At 44.4% G+C, this 16,065-nt stretch carries 15 protein-coding genes; 8 read left to right on the top strand and 7 right to left on the bottom strand.

The genetic code is table 11. From position 1 onward, the window contains the following. Window positions 1-241 precede the first annotated feature (241 nt). Window positions 242-1,840: a Na+/H+ antiporter gene (locus AC1XUE_RS14970; protein ID WP_483356787.1), complete on the top strand. Its 1,599-nt coding sequence runs from the start codon at window positions 242-244 to the stop codon at window positions 1,838-1,840. 75 nt (window positions 1,841-1,915) lie between these two features. Here the strand turns inward: AC1XUE_RS14970 and AC1XUE_RS14965 are convergent, their stop codons facing one another. After that, window positions 1,916-3,685: an ABC transporter ATP-binding protein gene (locus tag AC1XUE_RS14965; RefSeq protein ID WP_483356786.1), complete on the bottom strand. Its 1,770-nt coding sequence runs from the start codon at window positions 3,683-3,685 to the stop codon at window positions 1,916-1,918. Window positions 3,686-3,850: 165 nt separating this feature from the next. On the opposite strand from AC1XUE_RS14965, the gene AC1XUE_RS14960 reads away from it, so the two are divergent. Both AC1XUE_RS14960 and AC1XUE_RS14955 read left to right on the top strand, forming a co-directional pair. Continuing rightward, window positions 3,851-4,492 (top strand): 3-keto-disaccharide hydrolase, encoded by a 642-nt coding sequence (locus AC1XUE_RS14960; RefSeq protein ID WP_483356785.1) that lies wholly within the window; start codon window positions 3,851-3,853, stop codon window positions 4,490-4,492. 23 nt (window positions 4,493-4,515) lie between these two features. Further along, window positions 4,516-4,989 (top strand): DUF1905 domain-containing protein, encoded by a 474-nt coding sequence (locus AC1XUE_RS14955; protein ID WP_483356784.1) that lies wholly within the window; start codon window positions 4,516-4,518, stop codon window positions 4,987-4,989. A 13-nt stretch (window positions 4,990-5,002) separates the two neighbouring features. On the opposite strand, the gene AC1XUE_RS14950 is transcribed toward AC1XUE_RS14955, so the two are convergent. Further along, window positions 5,003-5,926, bottom strand: a complete 924-nt coding sequence (locus tag AC1XUE_RS14950; protein ID WP_483356783.1) for an AraC family transcriptional regulator — start codon at window positions 5,924-5,926, stop codon at window positions 5,003-5,005. A gap of 224 nt (window positions 5,927-6,150) precedes the next feature. Between AC1XUE_RS14950 and AC1XUE_RS14945 the strand changes: the two genes are divergently transcribed. From AC1XUE_RS14945 to AC1XUE_RS14925, 5 genes are all read left to right on the top strand, one after another. Continuing rightward, a complete protein-coding gene (locus tag AC1XUE_RS14945; RefSeq protein WP_483356782.1) occupies window positions 6,151-7,698 on the top strand; it encodes an aldehyde dehydrogenase family protein in 1,548 nt (515 codons plus the stop codon). Between the two features lie 163 nt (window positions 7,699-7,861). Next, window positions 7,862-8,224 carry a DUF779 domain-containing protein gene (locus AC1XUE_RS14940; RefSeq protein WP_483356781.1) on the top strand — a complete coding sequence of 121 codons (363 nt, stop codon included), beginning with the start codon at window positions 7,862-7,864 and terminating at the stop codon, window positions 8,222-8,224. Between the two features lie 212 nt (window positions 8,225-8,436). Then, entirely contained in the window at window positions 8,437-9,720 is a 1,284-nt protein-coding gene (locus tag AC1XUE_RS14935; RefSeq protein ID WP_483356780.1) for a DEAD/DEAH box helicase, read from the top strand. Window positions 9,721-9,957: 237 nt separating this feature from the next. After that, a complete protein-coding gene (locus AC1XUE_RS14930) occupies window positions 9,958-10,611 on the top strand; it encodes a DUF1361 domain-containing protein (protein ID WP_483356779.1) in 654 nt (217 codons plus the stop codon). Between the two features lie 31 nt (window positions 10,612-10,642). Further along, on the top strand, window positions 10,643-11,368 hold the full coding sequence (locus AC1XUE_RS14925) for a pseudouridine synthase (protein WP_483356778.1): 726 nt from the start codon (window positions 10,643-10,645) through the stop codon (window positions 11,366-11,368). Here the strand turns inward: AC1XUE_RS14925 and AC1XUE_RS14920 are convergent. The 5 genes from AC1XUE_RS14920 to trxB all read right to left on the bottom strand — a co-directional run bounded on the left by AC1XUE_RS14920 (window position 11,352) and on the right by trxB (window position 16,026). After that, window positions 11,352-12,329: a c-type cytochrome gene (locus AC1XUE_RS14920; protein ID WP_483356777.1), complete on the bottom strand. Its 978-nt coding sequence runs from the start codon at window positions 12,327-12,329 to the stop codon at window positions 11,352-11,354. The two genes, AC1XUE_RS14925 and AC1XUE_RS14920, sit on opposite strands and share 17 nt — an antisense overlap. Before the next feature lie 169 nt (window positions 12,330-12,498). Further along, complete coding sequence (msrB, locus tag AC1XUE_RS14915) at window positions 12,499-13,047, bottom strand: peptide-methionine (R)-S-oxide reductase MsrB (protein WP_483356776.1); 549 nt, start codon at window positions 13,045-13,047, stop codon at window positions 12,499-12,501. Between the two features lie 96 nt (window positions 13,048-13,143). Beyond that, on the bottom strand, window positions 13,144-13,875 hold the full coding sequence (gene bshB1 / locus AC1XUE_RS14910) for a bacillithiol biosynthesis deacetylase BshB1 (protein WP_483356775.1): 732 nt from the start codon (window positions 13,873-13,875) through the stop codon (window positions 13,144-13,146). An 11-nt stretch (window positions 13,876-13,886) separates the two neighbouring features. Continuing rightward, complete coding sequence (locus tag AC1XUE_RS14905) at window positions 13,887-14,966, bottom strand: peptidoglycan DD-metalloendopeptidase family protein (protein ID WP_483356774.1); 1,080 nt, start codon at window positions 14,964-14,966, stop codon at window positions 13,887-13,889. A gap of 97 nt (window positions 14,967-15,063) precedes the next feature. After that, on the bottom strand, window positions 15,064-16,026 hold the full coding sequence (gene trxB, locus AC1XUE_RS14900; protein WP_483356773.1) for a thioredoxin-disulfide reductase: 963 nt from the start codon (window positions 16,024-16,026) through the stop codon (window positions 15,064-15,066). Window positions 16,027-16,065 lie beyond the last annotated feature (39 nt).

Genomic DNA, 16,065 nt, shown 5'->3' with positions numbered 1-16,065 from the left:
CTGTGTGCGACTGCCTACAAAGATTGCAAATTGTTTCGATTCACAGGATGTAAGATTATTTTTTACTGCTCAGAGGGGTTGGTTGATTTTATTAATATTGTATTAGAATTCAGCAGCATGCGTGAGATTCATCTTGCTGAAAAAGACCGTGAATGGTATCGAAAGCAAGGTTTTGGTGAAATCGGGCTGTCTGATTGTCTTAATATTTTTCTAATTTTATTGCAGACGATATAATGCCTTTATGATTCATCAAAATTTGCTTTTGATCCTGGCGCTATTCTTTGCAATGGCGCTTCTTTATTTACTTAGTCAGAGACTTAGAATTTCTTATCCGATATTACTGGTGATCGGAGGATTAGGTATTTCTTTCATTCCTGCAGTCCCGGATATTAACATTAATCCGGAACTTGTTTTCCTGATCTTTTTACCGCCATTGCTTTTTGAGGCCGCCTGGTATACTTCATGGAACAGTTTCTGGAAATGGAAAAGGTCGATTCTCTCTTTGGGTTTTGGACTTACCTTTTTTACATCACTGGCCATCGCCTATTTTTCAGTGAACCTGATACCGGATTTTACACTTGCATTGGGATTTCTTCTGGGTGGTATTATTTCTCCTCCTGATGCAGTGGCGGCCACATCCGTTTTGAAAGGAATGAATATGCCCAGAAGAGGCACAACCATTCTGGAAGGTGAAAGTCTTGTCAACGATGCTGCATCGCTGACCGTCTTTCGTTTTGCACTGGCTGCCATTCTTACCGGTCAGTTCGTACTGCAAAAAGCCGCTTCTGATTTCGTTGTTCTGTCTTTTATGGGTGTTTTGGTCGGAGTGGCCATCGGACATATTCTATATTTTATCCTCAGATTCCTGGCAAAATCGTCAAGTATTACAACACCTATTACACTGATTGCTCCCTATCTGATGTATCTGGTAGCGGAAGCGTTTCACTGGTCAGGTGTATTGGCAGTGGTCAGTGGCGGGCTGTTTTTATCCTTTCGTTCCAAAGATTACCTGAATTATCACACCAGAATACAAACCAAAGAAGTTTGGGAAACGGTTGGTTTCCTGCTGAATGGTTTTGTGTTTATACTGATAGGCTTGGAACTGCCCATTATCGTAAAAGGCCTGGGTGATTATTCAAGACAAGAGGCGATAGAGTATGCGCTGATGATCAGCGTGATTGTGATCGTGGTACGGGTCATTATGGTATATCTGTCTGCCTACATACCGCGGTTATTTCCCGGTATCCGCCGGCGGGAAAAGAGTTCGGGGCTCAAGTTGCCATTCATTATCGGATGGGCAGGTATGAGAGGTGTCGTATCGCTGGCTTCTGCACTGGCTATACCGCTCACATTGGACAACGGCGAAGCTTTTCCGCACAGAAATCTGATTCTGTTTATCACTTTTGTTGTCATTTTAATCACACTGGTTTTTCAGGGATTAACTTTACCGCTGTTCCTGCGTTTTCTGAAAGTGGAGGAAGTCGATGAGTTTGAACCCGCGGAGGAGCAGATTGAAGCCATCCGTTTACAACTTGCCAAAGAGTCCGTAGTATACATGGATCGTCATTATTCCAAAGAAATGTCACAATATGAAACCATTTCGCGGATTAAGGAGCAGTTACTGAGAAGCATAAGAGCCACCGAAAAAGCGGCTGTTGAAGATAACAAAGCAGCACTGGGATCAGTACGCCAGCTTTATCGGGAAATCATGCTCGAATTGGTCGAGCATAGAAGGGAAGGACTTTTCAGAATGGCGCTTGACAAAAAGTATGACGACAGCATTATCAGAAATATGGAGCACAATCTGGATCTGGAAGAATCAAGGTTAAGAAAAAACTAGATGATTTTTTTATCATGTAAATGCTTCCGTCTGTTTTGCTATCTCATTAGTTAAGCCAGGTTTTGCTGATGATTTTTATGCATGCAGGTTTTCCTGATGTTTCCATAAATCTCTGAACACCGGACTTTGTTCTTTAAGATAAGCAAAAGTACCTTCATCTACGATCCTGCCATCTTTGAGTACATACACATAGTCAAATTTGGTTAAAAGGTGTAAACGGTGCAAAGTAGATATGACTGCCTTGTTTTGAAACTGAGCAAACATGCGGTCATAGATCAGCGATTCCGTTTTAGGATCTACGCTGCTTGTAGGTTCGTCAAGAAGCACTATGTCACTTAATCGGGCAGCCAGAATTCCCCTTGCCAGTGCCAGCCGCTGCTTTTGTCCGCCTGAAAGATTAACCCCTCTTTCCTGAATATTGGAATCCAGATGGTTGGGAAGTTTGTCGAGTACATCTGCAAAATGTGCAGCCTTGCATACTTCCATGATTTCTTCTTTTGAGAAAGGAAGTCCCAGCGTGATGTTATATTCAATTGTATTTTCAAAAATCTCAGGATCCTGAGGGAATAAAGTAACCGTATCGGCCAAGGTACCCATGGAAGCACTAAGCTGATTGTCAACTTCCACCCTCACTGTATCTTCCGGCTGATACAGTCCGCGAAGTACTGATAAAAGTGTGCTTTTACCACTTCCACTCTCGCCGATTAATGCCAGTTTTTCGCCCCGTCTGATCCTGATTTGCAAATCATGAAGACTGTGAGACAGTTTCTGATCAGAATAAGTATCGCCATGAGAAAAACTCAGATTACTGATCTGAATCTGCTTCCAGTCAGCAGGAAGCGGAATGGTGGCTTCCGGTATATGCTGGTGCGCATAAGCCTGACTTATACTGCGCGCGGTTTGTACTTCGGTGTTATAGCGTATGATCTCCGTATACTGCCAGGCTACATCCTGAAACACACTGGTGAACTGATTGACATAACCTAATAATGTAACCAGCCCGCCTACAAGAAAAACCTGGCCGGGTGTATAGTTTTGATATACATATCCCAGTGTGACCACAATGTAAATGATGGCGATAAAAATACTGGCAACAAACCACTTCCATTCATTGATCACCACGGTCTTGCGAAATGGCGGGAAGACTTCTGCCACTTTTTGAAGCAGTCCGGCTTTCATGCGCTTTTCCAGTCGCAGTGTGATGACGGTGATGATATTGGAAAGACTGTCAAACAGGGTTGAAGATACCACATGCTCTCTTTCATTGGTCTCGTCGAGTGCTTTGATAAAAGGTTTATCAAAAAGAAATATGATTCTCATCGTAACGATCCCGATCAGAATCCCGATACTGCCATAAAGCGGAGAGAACCAGACGATAGCCACAAAAGAAAACAGAAACTTGGCAAAGGCATGCAGAAACATGAAGCCATTCTGAAAGAAGTCCCGTAAAGCCTCATATGCTTTTCTGATGCGGTTGATCGTGGAACCGCTGTGATGGTCCTGATGCCATTTGGTAGGCAGATGCAGTGCCTGATGATACATTTCATCCAGAAAATTTCTGCTCAGATCAAAAGCCAGTTTTCTTTCCATTATTCGGGCTGGTCCGTGGAAGACCCATTCTCCAAGCGTCAGACCCATATATCCTGCCGCAAAAAGAAGCACATTATCGGGAATGTTACCTGGCTCACTCTGAATGGACTGAATAAACCAGCCCAGCAAGAGCGGATGCATAGCCAGCACAATATTAGCCAGAATGAACATACCGTACACCAGTAAATATTGTTTGCGTTGGCTGCGTGCATAGCGCCAGGCAGTGGCTAACAGCGAAATATAAGGATTTTGCATGGGTATGGTTTCTGCCGGCAAATATATGAAAACGCGCAGGCTGATGCATAACACCAATGCATGCTTAACAGTTTGAATGCTTTGAGAAATAAGTAGTTTTTAGCTGTTATCAGGTTTATACACTAAAATGTTGTCCGCTTTTTGATAACCTGAATCTGTTTTACTATGAGACGATTAGTATCTGTTTTAAGCATATTGGCATTGTTAGTTCTTTTGGTTCCGGCCAAAGTGCTCGCGCAGGATGGTTGGGTTTCCCTATTCAACGGTCAAGATCTGAATGGCTGGAAGGCAGGAGTCAACGCTTCTTCATTTTCGATCGTTGATGGAGCAATACAGGTAGCCGGACCCCGGGCGCATCTGTTCTATGAGGGGCCTGTGAAGAATCACATGTTCAAAAATTTTGAGTTTAAGGCAAAAGTAATGACACGCCCGGGTTCGAATTCCGGTATTTTTATACATACGACTTTTCAGGAAGATGGCTGGCCTTCGCAAGGCTATGAGGTGCAGGTGAATAACTCACACACCGACTGGAAAAGAACCGGAAGTTTGTATGACGTAGTGGATGTGAAAGAAACTTACGTGAAAGACAATGAATGGTATACTGAGTATATCAAAGTGGAAGGCAAGCACATCACCATCATGATCAACGACAAGGTGGTAGTGGATTACGAAGAAAGTGACGCAGACAAACGCTCTGTGAATGGCAAAGGAAAAATACTTGGAAGCGGAACGTTCGCATTGCAGGCGCATGATCCTAAAAGCGTAGTTTTGTATAAAGACATTATGGTACGACCTCTGACTGAGTAATACCAGTTATAGCAAAGCAGGCATTGGAAGAATTTGTAAACTTTGAAACCAGAATAGACCGCTTCGATGGAAAAGCCGGGAGTTATTATATCACGGTTCCGGATGAAGTGGCGGCCATTTTTGTGACGGGCCGTAAACCTGAACGTGTTCGCTGCGTGCTGAACGGGACAGTTGAGTTTCAATGTGCGATTCGTCCCATATCCGGTGCCGGATTTTATATCAATGTGGCCACGCAGATCAGAAATCAGGCGCGGGTGGTATTGGGGCAAAAGGTGAAAGCCGCTGTAAAAAAAGATGACAGCGTATACGGAAGGGATATGCCTGAGGAGCTCGGAGAACTGTTGAGCCAGGATGAGCAGGGGAATACACTTTTTCATGAAATCCTACCCAGCAAACAGCGCGGCATCATACACTATATCGCTTCTGCCAAATCTGTACAGGTGCGCGTAGATAGGGCCATCATGATGATCAACAGGCTGAAACGGGGCGAGATTTAAGAAGTTTTTACAATTAGTGTGCAGAGGCGCTCATTGCGCGGTACTGGGATGGAGATATGCCTTCCAGTTTTTTAAATTGCCTTCCGAAATAATTCAGATCTGAAAAACCGAGCTGATAGCAGACGTCAGAAATACTGGATTTAGACTCGCTGAGCAGTTGTTTCGCTTTTTTGATTTTCTCCTTCAGAATAAAATCCAGCGGGCTCAGGTTGAACTCTCTTTTAAAAGCACGGTAAAAAGAAGTGCGGCTCATGCACGCTTTTTCACTCAGGTCGTCCACCTGTATTTTCTCGCTGATGTTGGTTCTGATATAGCTGATCACGTAAGACAGCGGATTGTCCTGACCGGCATTCGGATCACTGGCCAGTGACAGGTTTTGGGTTTGTATAATATGTACCACCAGTTCCTGAAGCGTCAGGTCGGCCAGAATATCTTTACCCAAAGAATTGCCCGAGCAGATCCTGATCAGTTTGTTCAGGCTTTGGGCCATATCTACATTGTTCAAAAAATGGTATTCGTTGTGGCTTAGTGCCCAGTGCTGGTCTTTTCCAGACAATGGGTACTGCTCATTGAGCCGGTCTACGATGGATTGAATCTTGACATGGTCCAGCGCAAGTGCAATACATTGTGTAGGATTGTTTTCTGATGCTTCCGGGAAATCGATCTTCATGGTCACATTCGCCGGCACCAGCACTGTCTCACCGGGCAGGTAGTCGAAGCCGGGCTTGTCAAACAAATGCATCACCTTTTTGCCTCTGAGCATACTTGTCACCACAAAATCTGAAAAGGTAAGTGGTACCAGGGCGGAAGCCTGCAGGGTTTCGAAGACATTGAGCTCGCAGTTTTCCAAAGTGAATGCCCTTCGGTTCTCCACCAGCGTTTTCATCGATTTCTCCTCCGAGATAGCAATCTGGTTCAGCTTATATCCTGTTGACATGAAAGTGCCGGGTTAAAGTTTTTCGTTTTATTATCTCTGTAAACAATTGGCTTTCAGAGCATGATTCGTTCAGTTCAGGGAAGTTAGGGTATAAATGTATAAATGTAAATATTTTCCTAAATAATGAGATAATTATGCTACAATCTGGAACGATTGTGCCATTCAATAACGCGTGATACGGATAGATTTGTATTAATAATTCATTTAAAAATACTTTTTTAATTATGGATACGATCACCGAAGACCCAAAATCAGCAATACATGTGAATGACAACCTGGCCAAACGTCCCGATTTCAAAGAACGTTATGGTAACTATATCAATGGGCAGTTTGTAGCACCTGTAAAAGGTGAATATTTTGATAATATTTCCCCGATCGACGGGCAGGTATTCACGCAGGCAGCCCGTTCTACAAAAGAAGATATAGAGGCAGCACTTGATGCCGCGCATGCAGCCTTTCCCGCCTGGAGCAAATCATCAGCCACTTCAAGAAGTAACCTGCTGCTGAAAATTGCGCAGGTCATAGAGGATAATCTGGAGTACCTGGCGATAGTCGAGACAATAGATAACGGAAAGGCAATCCGCGAGACGCGGGCAGCCGATTTACCACTGTGTGTAGACCACTTCCGGTATTTTGCAGGTGTGATAAGGGCAGAAGAAGGCAGTGTTTCTGAGCATGATGAAAATACCGTTTGTATTAATATACATGAACCTCTCGGCGTTGTTGCGCAAATTATTCCCTGGAACTTTCCACTTTTGATGGCAACATGGAAAATTGCTCCTGCGTTGGCAGCCGGATGTTGCGTGGTGGTCAAACCGGCGGAGCAAACGCCGACTTCGATTATGGTTTTAATGGAATTAATCGGGGATATACTGCCGCCAGGTGTGCTGAATGTGGTTTCAGGGTTTGGTGTGGAAGCAGGAAAACCGCTGGCTTCCTCTCCGAGAGTGGCCAAGGTGGCATTTACCGGGGAAACTACCACCGGACGACTCATTATGCAGTATGCTTCTGAAAACCTGATCCCGGTTACGATGGAACTGGGCGGTAAATCGCCGAATATATTCTTTCCGTCTGTCGCCGATGAAGACGATGCTTATTTTGATAAGGCGATAGAAGGAGCGGTATTGTTTGCCCTGAATCAGGGTGAAGTATGTACCTGTCCATCAAGAATATTAGTCCATGAAAGCATTTATGACAAATTTATCAGCCGTGTCATTGAGCGTACAAAGGCCATTAAAATGGGACATCCGCTAGACGGCACTACCATGATGGGGGCGCAGGCATCGAATGACCAGTACGAAAAAATTCTTTCGTATCTGAAAATCGGAAAAGAAGAAGGTGCAGAAGTGCTGGCAGGCGGAGACGCACATAAATTTGAAAATGGTATTTCAGGAGGATACTACATCCAGCCTACCATTTTTAAAGGGCATAATAAGATGAGGATTTTTCAGGAAGAAATCTTCGGACCCGTCGTATGTGTGACCACTTTTAAAACCACCGAAGAAGCCATCAGTATTGCCAATGATACGCTTTATGGGCTGGGAGCGGGTGTTTGGACGCGTGATGCACACGAGATTTATCAAGTGCCAAGAGCGATTCAGGCAGGGCGTGTGTGGGTGAATAATTACCATGCCTATCCGGCACATGCGCCATTTGGCGGATATAAAAAATCCGGGTTCGGTCGAGAGAATCATAAAATGATGCTGGGCTATTACCGCCAGACAAAAAACATGCTTATTTCGTACGATAAGAATAAACTCGGATTCTTTTGATAATTTAGGAGAATGATTTGCGGCCAATGAAAGCCCCTTACCTGTAAAAAAAGGCATACGCAACCAAAGCGGTAGCCTGATACAGAAACTTAGTTTCCGTCTAAAGGTAAGGGGATTGGTCGTCTTCCCATAGCTTGATTTCTTCTGTCAAAACCAGCAAATTATGACTCCCAGGGTACTGATAACTCCTGAAGCTGAAGCTATTGTCAATCAGCTCAGGGAAAGAAATGGCGAATTGATGTTTCACCAGAGCGGAGGCTGTTGCGACGGGTCGCAGCCCATGTGTTTTGAAAAAGGTGAATTCAGGACCGGCGATAGTGATGTGCTGCTAGGCCAGATTGCCGGCTGTGATTTTTTCATGAGCCGTGATCAGTTTGAATATTGGAAGCATACACAGCTTACTATAGATGTCACGCCGGGCCGTGGTTCAAGCTTCTCACTTGAAATTCCTTTGGGTATTCGCTTTGTGACCAAATCACGATTGTATACGCCGGAAGAAGCACAGGAGCTTGCAGAATTGGCCTAGATGCACCGACGACAGCATATTTGTTTCACCCGTTACAAAGACATGCCCTGGGCCTTGCATTGTATATCCCGGCTTCCGTTTTTAAGATATATTGTTTACATTTGTCTGAAATCAAGCGGTTTGCTGACTGGGATAGTTTAAAGTCAGCTCATAATTATTATCAACGGTTCATTACGGAAGTATTTCTGTATGAATTATTTAAAAGCTGAACTTTGAATTTTAACGAATTTGATCTCCACCAGGACGTTCTCAACGCGGTGGACTCTATGAATTACCAGCTGGCTACTCCTATTCAGGAGCAAGCCATACCACACATTCTTTCAGGAGCTGATCTTCTGGCATGCGCTCAGACAGGAACAGGAAAGACAGCTGCTTACCTTATTCCGATACTTGATAAAGTAGCGCATGAGTCCAATTCAGATACTGCTGCGCTTATATTAGTCCCCACACGTGAGCTGGCTGTGCAGATTGATCAACAGATCCAAGGTCTGGGATATTTTGTCGGAGCTACCAGTATAGCGGTATATGGGGGCAACAAAGGTCCGGAGTGGGACCAGCAAAAGAAAGCACTCACACAAGGCGCTGATATTATCATCGCTACTCCCGGAAGGCTGATCGCGCATTTACAGCTGGGTTACGTCAACTTTAAAGGTATCAAACACCTGGTACTGGATGAAGCGGATCGTATGCTGGATATGGGTTTTCTGCAGGATATTTTAAAAATCATGAGCTTTTTGCCTGCCAAGAGACAAACGCTGATGTTCTCAGCGACCATGCCTTCGAAGATTGGAGATCTGGCAAAACGCATTCTGCATGATCCGCAGGAAGTAAGGTTGGCAGTGTCACGACCAGCTGATCGTATAGACCAGCAGTTTTACATGGCCAAGGACGATCAGAAGTTGCCATTGCTTACGCATCTGCTGACCGGGGTAGAAAATATCAGCATGGTCTTGTTTACATCCCGGAAATCTACCGTCGATCCCATTGTGCGTGCTTTGAGAAAACTGAAAGTAGCCGCGTTTGGTATATCCTCGGATTCCGATCAGGCAGAAAGAGAGGTTGTGCTCAGGGATTTTAAAAACAGGAAGTTCCCGATTCTGGTAGCAACGGATGTGTTGTCAAGAGGTATTGATATTGATAATCTCAGCCACGTGGTTAACTATGATGTGCCCAGAGATCCTGAAGATTATGTGCACCGTATCGGGCGAACCGCGCGGGCAGAGTCCAAAGGTATAGCGATTACGTTCATCAATGAGCAGGATCAAAAGTATGTATTGAAAATCGAAAGATTGTTTGAAAAGGAACTGGAAAAACGTTCCATAACAGCAGAATTAGGATTAGGTGATGCACCTGTATTTGATGCCAAAAGAGGCCGTCCTTCGACTACAAAAAGACGTTCTGACGGTACAAGAAATAACGGAAATGCTGATCCGGCAGCCAATAATAAAAGACGTAGACCTAAAAATAAGGGGCCGAAAAATCCGGTTCAGGCATAACTATTGCCATCAAGTGTTTGTTAGCTTATAGAGCAGATAGAGAAATAAAAATAAAGTATAACGATTACCATGTTTATTTTGACGATAGCTATGATATTCAGGTTATATGATCTTTTTACTTTTCATTTGCTGACTGGTGGTATAACGTGATGAAAATTTGACTGAATGGTAATTGATCGACTTATTGAATGGATAAGAAATTATAGGTTTACTGTATCTAATCCACCTATTGTTTCTATGGAAGGATTGTTTTCGCTTTTGCTTCTGGTACTGCTAAGTCTGGTCGCTGTTTTTTTTCACCTGATTCGAATTTATTTTGATTCTCCTGTCGACTTCTCGATGGACTGGAATCTGTTCCTGAGTTGGATTCCTTTGATTGCAGCATTCATTGCGAATAATCTTACCAAACGTTACGGATACATACCTTTCACACTGATTCTTATCAGTTTATTTTGGTTGGCATTTTTCCCTAATGCGCCGTATATGGTTACGGACCTGGCACATCTTACTGTGGATTATGAAAGAGATCTTACCTGGCATGACACAATCATGCTTTTCTTTTATGCGGAAGTGAGTCTTTTTAATGGTCTTGTTTCCCTTTACTGGATTCACCAGGCATGGCGTCAGGTTTTTACACGCAAGATGAGCACGATCTTCTTCTTTCTAAGTCTGCCGCTGGCAGGTTTCGGTGTGTACCTGGGGCGTGTGAGAAGAATGAACAGCTGGGATATCATACATGAGCCGAGACTGATTTTTCAGAGCATGCTGGAAAGCTTAATGGATAGGACTGCCTGGGTTTTTGCACTGGAAATTGGTATGCTGATTGGTATCCTGTATCTGGTATTATGGGCCATCATCAGATTCAGGATCAGATATACAAAAAAGATCTAGGAGATATACATCAACCACCGCTACTTCGACTTTGTCTTCTTTTACTCCCCTCGATATTGTTTATCAGGATGATTTCCTGATTGCCATCAACAAACCACACGGCTTGCTGGTACATAAAAGCTTTATTGCAGCTGATGCAGATGTATTTGCCGTACAGCTACTCAGAGATCAGATTGGAAAAAGAGTATATCCGTTGCATCGTCTTGACCGGAAAACAGCAGGGGTTTTATTATTTGCCTTGCAGGAAGAACTCAATGGCGTGATGCAAAAGCAATTTATGGAATCAGCGGTTACCAAGCATTACCAGGCTATTGTAAGAGGCTATTCGCCGGATGAAGCTGAGATTGACTACCCATTAAAAAAAGACGACGGTACGCTGCAGGACGCCTTTACGCGGATTAAAACTTTGGAAAGGACAGAGGTTGATTTTGCTGTAGGAAAGCATCCCACATCACGCTACTCATTGGTGGAGTTGTATCCCCGCACGGGAAGAATGCATCAGTTGCGTAAACACATGGCGCATATCTTTCATCCCATTATCGGTGACAGGCCACATGGCTGCAACAAACAGAACAAGTATTTTCTGGAAAAATTTTCGATGAATACGATGCTGCTGCACGCATGTTATCTTTCCTTCCGGCACCCGGTAACAAAAGAGATTGTGGAAATACATGCGGATTATCAGCCGGAATTCAGCAGGGTAAAAAAGCTGCTGGGGTTTGCTGAATCCCGGCCAATAGCTACTGAGCTGGGGTGAACCGTTCTACCTTATGACTAATAGGGGGCAGGCTTTGCAGATAGGCAAAAACAGCTTTCAAATCCTGCTCCTGCATACGTGCGTACATGGTCCATGGCATGGGTGTATTTATATCTTTGAGACCGACAGGATGAGGTATGTAGCTCGAATCAGCGTACATCTTGAATCTTCTGATAAATTCTTCCTGTGACCAGCTGCCGATTCCTGTAGTTTTATCGCTGGTAATATTGGGAGATCTTACAATGCCGGATGGCAGTGAAAATTCCATTCCTCCACCGTATTCCGTACCTGGTACTTTGCTGCCTTTGTCCATTTTACTATGGCAATCCACACAGGCCGCAGCTGCTGTAATGTACCTGCCACGGGCAAGAAGGTCATCGTCAGACGGACGCTTTCCGGGAGTTGCAGCAGTAGGCATGGTATTGATAATGATGTTTACCGGGAACTGAGGTTCTCTTTGAGGAAGTTTGTTTTCTACCGGCTTCAATGTTCGCACATAGGCAATGATGCTATATATATCCTCGGGATCCATTTGTCCGTAAGCGTGGTAGGGCATCACAGGAAAGAGCGCCTCTCCATTTTTGGTTACACCTGTGGTAATAGCGCGGAACAGCTCGCCATCTGTCCAGTCACCAATGCCGAAAGGCGTGATATTTCTCGAATAGAAAACACCAGGGAAACCCATTTCAGGTCCGAAGCGTTCGCCACCGCCACCAAAGTTGCCGGCAACCAGCGGCCCGGAAAACAGGTTGGCCGCGCGCGTGCTGTGACAATCCATACAAACCGTGACATGGTTGGCCAGATATTCACCTCTGTCAATGCGGGCAGGGGTCGGATCGATGGTAAGTTGTGGAGCGTCTCCGACATTGGGGAGCATCGCTTTGACATAGATAACCGAAGCGGCTGCAACAGCGATCAGGCCCAGGCACAGATAGCCCAGGATCTTGAATAATTTTTTCATAAAGGGTTGAGGTTGTTTACGTAACGGTTACAAATATAGAAATTTGAATATTTGCAAAGTAGAAGTTATACTAATATAGAATCAGTATAAATGATCACCATATGGTTATACTGTGGTGTATAAAAAAATCCCGCAGCCTGATGGAAGCGGGATTTTCAATAGTTGTTTTTTACTTTTTTGAATTGTATTTCTTGTTGGCGGCCTGCGCTTTTTCGAAATCCAGAACCACGCCGTTTATACAATATCGTAAGCCTGTAGGAGGCGGTCCATCCTCAAATACGTGTCCGAGGTGAGATTTGCATCGTCCGCACATCACTTCGACTCTTCGCATGCCCAAGCTGTTATCAGCAGCTTCCACAATCGATTTTTTACTGATCGGCTCAAAGAAACTGGGCCAGCCGCAACCACTCTCATACTTGGCATTACTACGGAATAACGCATTTCCGCATACAGCGCAGTAAAATGTACCCACTTCTTTGGAATGTTCATATTCACTGGTAAACGGGCGCTCGGTTCCTTTCAGTCTGGCCACCTTGTATACCTCAGGAGAAAGGATCTTTTCCCACTCCTTGTCCGATACTTTAACAGGAGCACTGTCTGTTCTGGAATAGACTTCATTTTTCTGATCAGGCTTGGTCTTCGCTGAGTTTTGTCCGTAACAATTGACCAGAAACATGGCCGAGATTCCACAAAGCATTACCGCAATCTTATGTCTCATGTTGTTATTGTTTAGTCTGTTTTTATATACGACAAGCTACATCTGAAAGTTGAAGCAGATCCTAATATTTAAACAATAAATCAGACAAAGGAAGTTCTAGGCAAAAACCGAAAGATCTTTTATACCTAATTTTTTGTATGACGTAAAGCCTTCTCCGAATTGGGTGCCAATCGCGTGACCCATTTCCTGTGCTCTGGCAATGATAAAGTTGAGGAATTCCGGTGAAGAGATGTAGCTCTGAGGTTCGTCGGAGTTCTCATTGTAAGTAGGATTGAAAAACTGGCTTTTGAAGGCCCTCACTGCCTGAATTTTCTGATCGTGTACAGCTGAGATATCTACGATAAAATCAGGATTGATATATCTGTCCTGTATGGCATGGAAAACATTTTTGGGTCTCCAGGCAAGCTGAGGATTTCCTTCCTGATCCCATGTTTCTATCATTCGCAGGCCTGAATAAAAACACGCGTCTGCTACGAGTCTGGCTCCTCTTCCATGGTCAGGATGGCGGTCGTCTATGGCATTGGTAATCACAATATCCGGCTGGTACTTTCGGATGTAAGGGATTATTCGTTTTTGATGCGCCTGATCATTTTGAAAAAAACCATCGGCAATTCCGACGTTTTCCCTTACATCAATATTGAGAATCCTTGCCGAATCTGCCGCTTCCTGGATTCTTCCTTCCGGCGTACCTCGGGTTCCTAATTCTCCTCTTGTCAAATCCACGATGCCTACCTTTTTACCAAGCGCCATCTGCACGAGTAGTGTACCCGCACAGCACAGTTCTACATCATCGGGATGTGCAGTAATGGCAAGGATATCTAATTTCATAGTCTTATGGATTATTTGATTCGAAGTTTCTGCCCCAGGCGTAGTGTTGACCGGGTAGAAATTCTGTTTTTCTTGGCAATCGAGTTGATAGAAACACCATAACGACTTGCAATGGAGGAAAGTGTATCGCCCGATCTTACCTTGTGAAGTATGGAGCGTGATTGGGCGACAGGCACTGCATCACCGGATTCGAATTCACTGCGGTAAGAAGATTTTCCTCTCAGGTGATTCCAGACACTGCTGGTGAGCATGAATTTATCAGCACGGATCTGTTTGTTTTCCCAGTCAAAAATATTGCGAGAATCGAAAGGGTTTCCTTCATACCTGTTTTCATAATGCAGGTGAGATCCGGTACTTCTTCCTGTGTTTCCACCGAGCCCGAGCACTTCGCCGGCCTTCACCAGCTGTCCGGACTCAACCAGTTGTTTGGACATGTGCCCGTATAAGGTTTCGAGACCGTTATAGTGACGAACCAGTACAAACTTGCCGTATCCGCTGCCGTCGTAGGCAACAATACGTACCATTCCGTCATAGGTTGTCCGCACGCTGTCGCCCGTATTCAGATCAAGGTCTGTTCCATTATGCCAGCGTCCCCATCTGAACGAGAAGTTAGATGTCGTCCTGATGGCATCCAGCGGATTGCTCCATTTGCGGTTGATATTTTCATCGTACAGGGTAAGTTCCACCGGTTCATCGAATTCAAGTGCACTGAGTCCGTATGGGTTGATGGCCCTTGCATCCCAGATTACGTAATATTCTGCAGCTTTTACCCATTCGTCAGCAACCTGCAGCGAATCCACCACTTCCACAACCTCTGTCTCGCCTTCATCAACCGTAGTGGTATCTTCACTTACAACAGGATTGAGTGGTTTTACAGGTTCAAACTGATTTTGAAATTTGAGGCCGGATGTCTGGATCTGGTATTCGTCTTCCGGCTGTGGGGTAGTAGCTTTTGTCGTGGGGCCTTCACTGGCATTCCCAGACTGGTTAATTTTTGGATTTTTCTTAAATTTTCCTCGCTCTTGTGCTTGCGTGTTCCAGGATATCAAACACACCATCATTAGCAAACTTACAATAAGCTTTCCTTTCATAGGTATATACACTATTCAGGCTACATCATGGGATTATTCAGATGCAGCCTGATCTAAATTTTTAATTTATCGGGGTTATTTCAGAGTGAGTGGTCTGTTAAGAAACACTTTCCTCCAGCATTACTTCCACTTCATGTTCCATCAGGAAACGTTCAGCATCTAAAGCGGCCATACATCCGGTTCCGGCCGCAGTTACTGCCTGACGATACACGTTGTCCTGTGCATCTCCACAAGCAAACACACCTTTGATATTGGTACAGGATGATCCTTTGATGGTCTGGATATAGCCGGTTTCATCCATATTCAGATAACCTTTGAATATGTCAGTATTAGGCTTGTGGCCAATTGCTACAAAAAATCCGGTTGCATTCAATACGGATGTTTCACCTGTTTTATTGTTTTTCACCTCAACACTTTCAAGTGCGTGTTCACCGTTCAGTTTTATAGTTTCGGTGTTCCACAGAATTTCGATGTTCGGAAGTGTTTCCAGGCGTTTCTGCATGATTTTGGAAGCACGCATCTCATCGCGGCGCACCAGCAGATAAACTTTACGGGCAAGTTTAGCCAGGTAGCTCGCTTCTTCAGCAGCAGTATCACCTGCACCTACCACAACTACATCCTGTCCACGGAAGAAAAATCCGTCACAAACTGCACAGGCAGAAACTCCATGACCATTGAGTCTCTCTTCACCTTCTATACCCAGCCATTTGGCGGAAGCTCCTGTGGAAACGATTACAGAGTCAGCAATAATTTCTTTTTTGCCATCCACAATCACTTTGTGGGGATAACATGTAAAATCCACTTCGGTTACCATTCCGTAACGAATATCCGTACCAAAACGACGCGCCTGGTTTTCAAACTGGATCATCATTTCAGGTCCGGTAATTCCGTCAGGGTAACCCGGAAAATTATCCACTTCAGTTGTAATGGTCAATTGACCGCCAGGCTGCGCACCCTGATACATTACAGGATTTAATCCCGCTCGTGAAGCATATATAGCAGCAGTATAACCGGCAGGGCCGGAACCTATTATAAGGCAGGTAACTTTTTCAGATGTCATTTTTATCCAAACTTAATGTTAAGCACGAATGCAATTATC

It is taken from the genome of Dyadobacter sp. HNCC25DJ187 (assembly GCF_056895255.1).
Note: the sequence above shows the minus strand (reverse complement) of the source record. Positions and strands in the feature narration are given on the sequence as shown.

Excerpts from the sequence above, each read along its gene's own strand:
- AC1XUE_RS14950 (WP_483356783.1), bottom strand. The coding sequence starts at position 5,926 with ATGTCAACAGGATATAAGCTGAACCAGATTGCTATCTCGGAGGAGAAA.
- AC1XUE_RS14920 (WP_483356777.1), bottom strand. The coding sequence starts at position 12,329 with ATGAAAAAATTATTCAAGATCCTGGGCTATCTGTGCCTGGGCCTGATC.
- AC1XUE_RS14965 (WP_483356786.1), bottom strand. The coding sequence starts at position 3,685 with ATGCAAAATCCTTATATTTCGCTGTTAGCCACTGCCTGGCGCTATGCA.
- AC1XUE_RS14930 (WP_483356779.1), top strand. The coding sequence starts at position 9,958 with ATGGAAGGATTGTTTTCGCTTTTGCTTCTGGTACTGCTAAGTCTGGTC.
- msrB (WP_483356776.1), bottom strand. The coding sequence starts at position 13,047 with ATGAGACATAAGATTGCGGTAATGCTTTGTGGAATCTCGGCCATGTTT.
- AC1XUE_RS14945 (WP_483356782.1), top strand. The coding sequence starts at position 6,151 with ATGGATACGATCACCGAAGACCCAAAATCAGCAATACATGTGAATGAC.
- AC1XUE_RS14960 (WP_483356785.1), top strand. The coding sequence starts at position 3,851 with ATGAGACGATTAGTATCTGTTTTAAGCATATTGGCATTGTTAGTTCTT.
- AC1XUE_RS14940 (WP_483356781.1), top strand. The coding sequence starts at position 7,862 with ATGACTCCCAGGGTACTGATAACTCCTGAAGCTGAAGCTATTGTCAAT.
- AC1XUE_RS14905 (WP_483356774.1), bottom strand. The coding sequence starts at position 14,966 with ATGAAAGGAAAGCTTATTGTAAGTTTGCTAATGATGGTGTGTTTGATA.
- trxB (WP_483356773.1), bottom strand. The coding sequence starts at position 16,026 with ATGACATCTGAAAAAGTTACCTGCCTTATAATAGGTTCCGGCCCTGCC.
- bshB1 (WP_483356775.1), bottom strand. The coding sequence starts at position 13,875 with ATGAAATTAGATATCCTTGCCATTACTGCACATCCCGATGATGTAGAA.
- AC1XUE_RS14970 (WP_483356787.1), top strand. The coding sequence starts at position 242 with ATGATTCATCAAAATTTGCTTTTGATCCTGGCGCTATTCTTTGCAATG.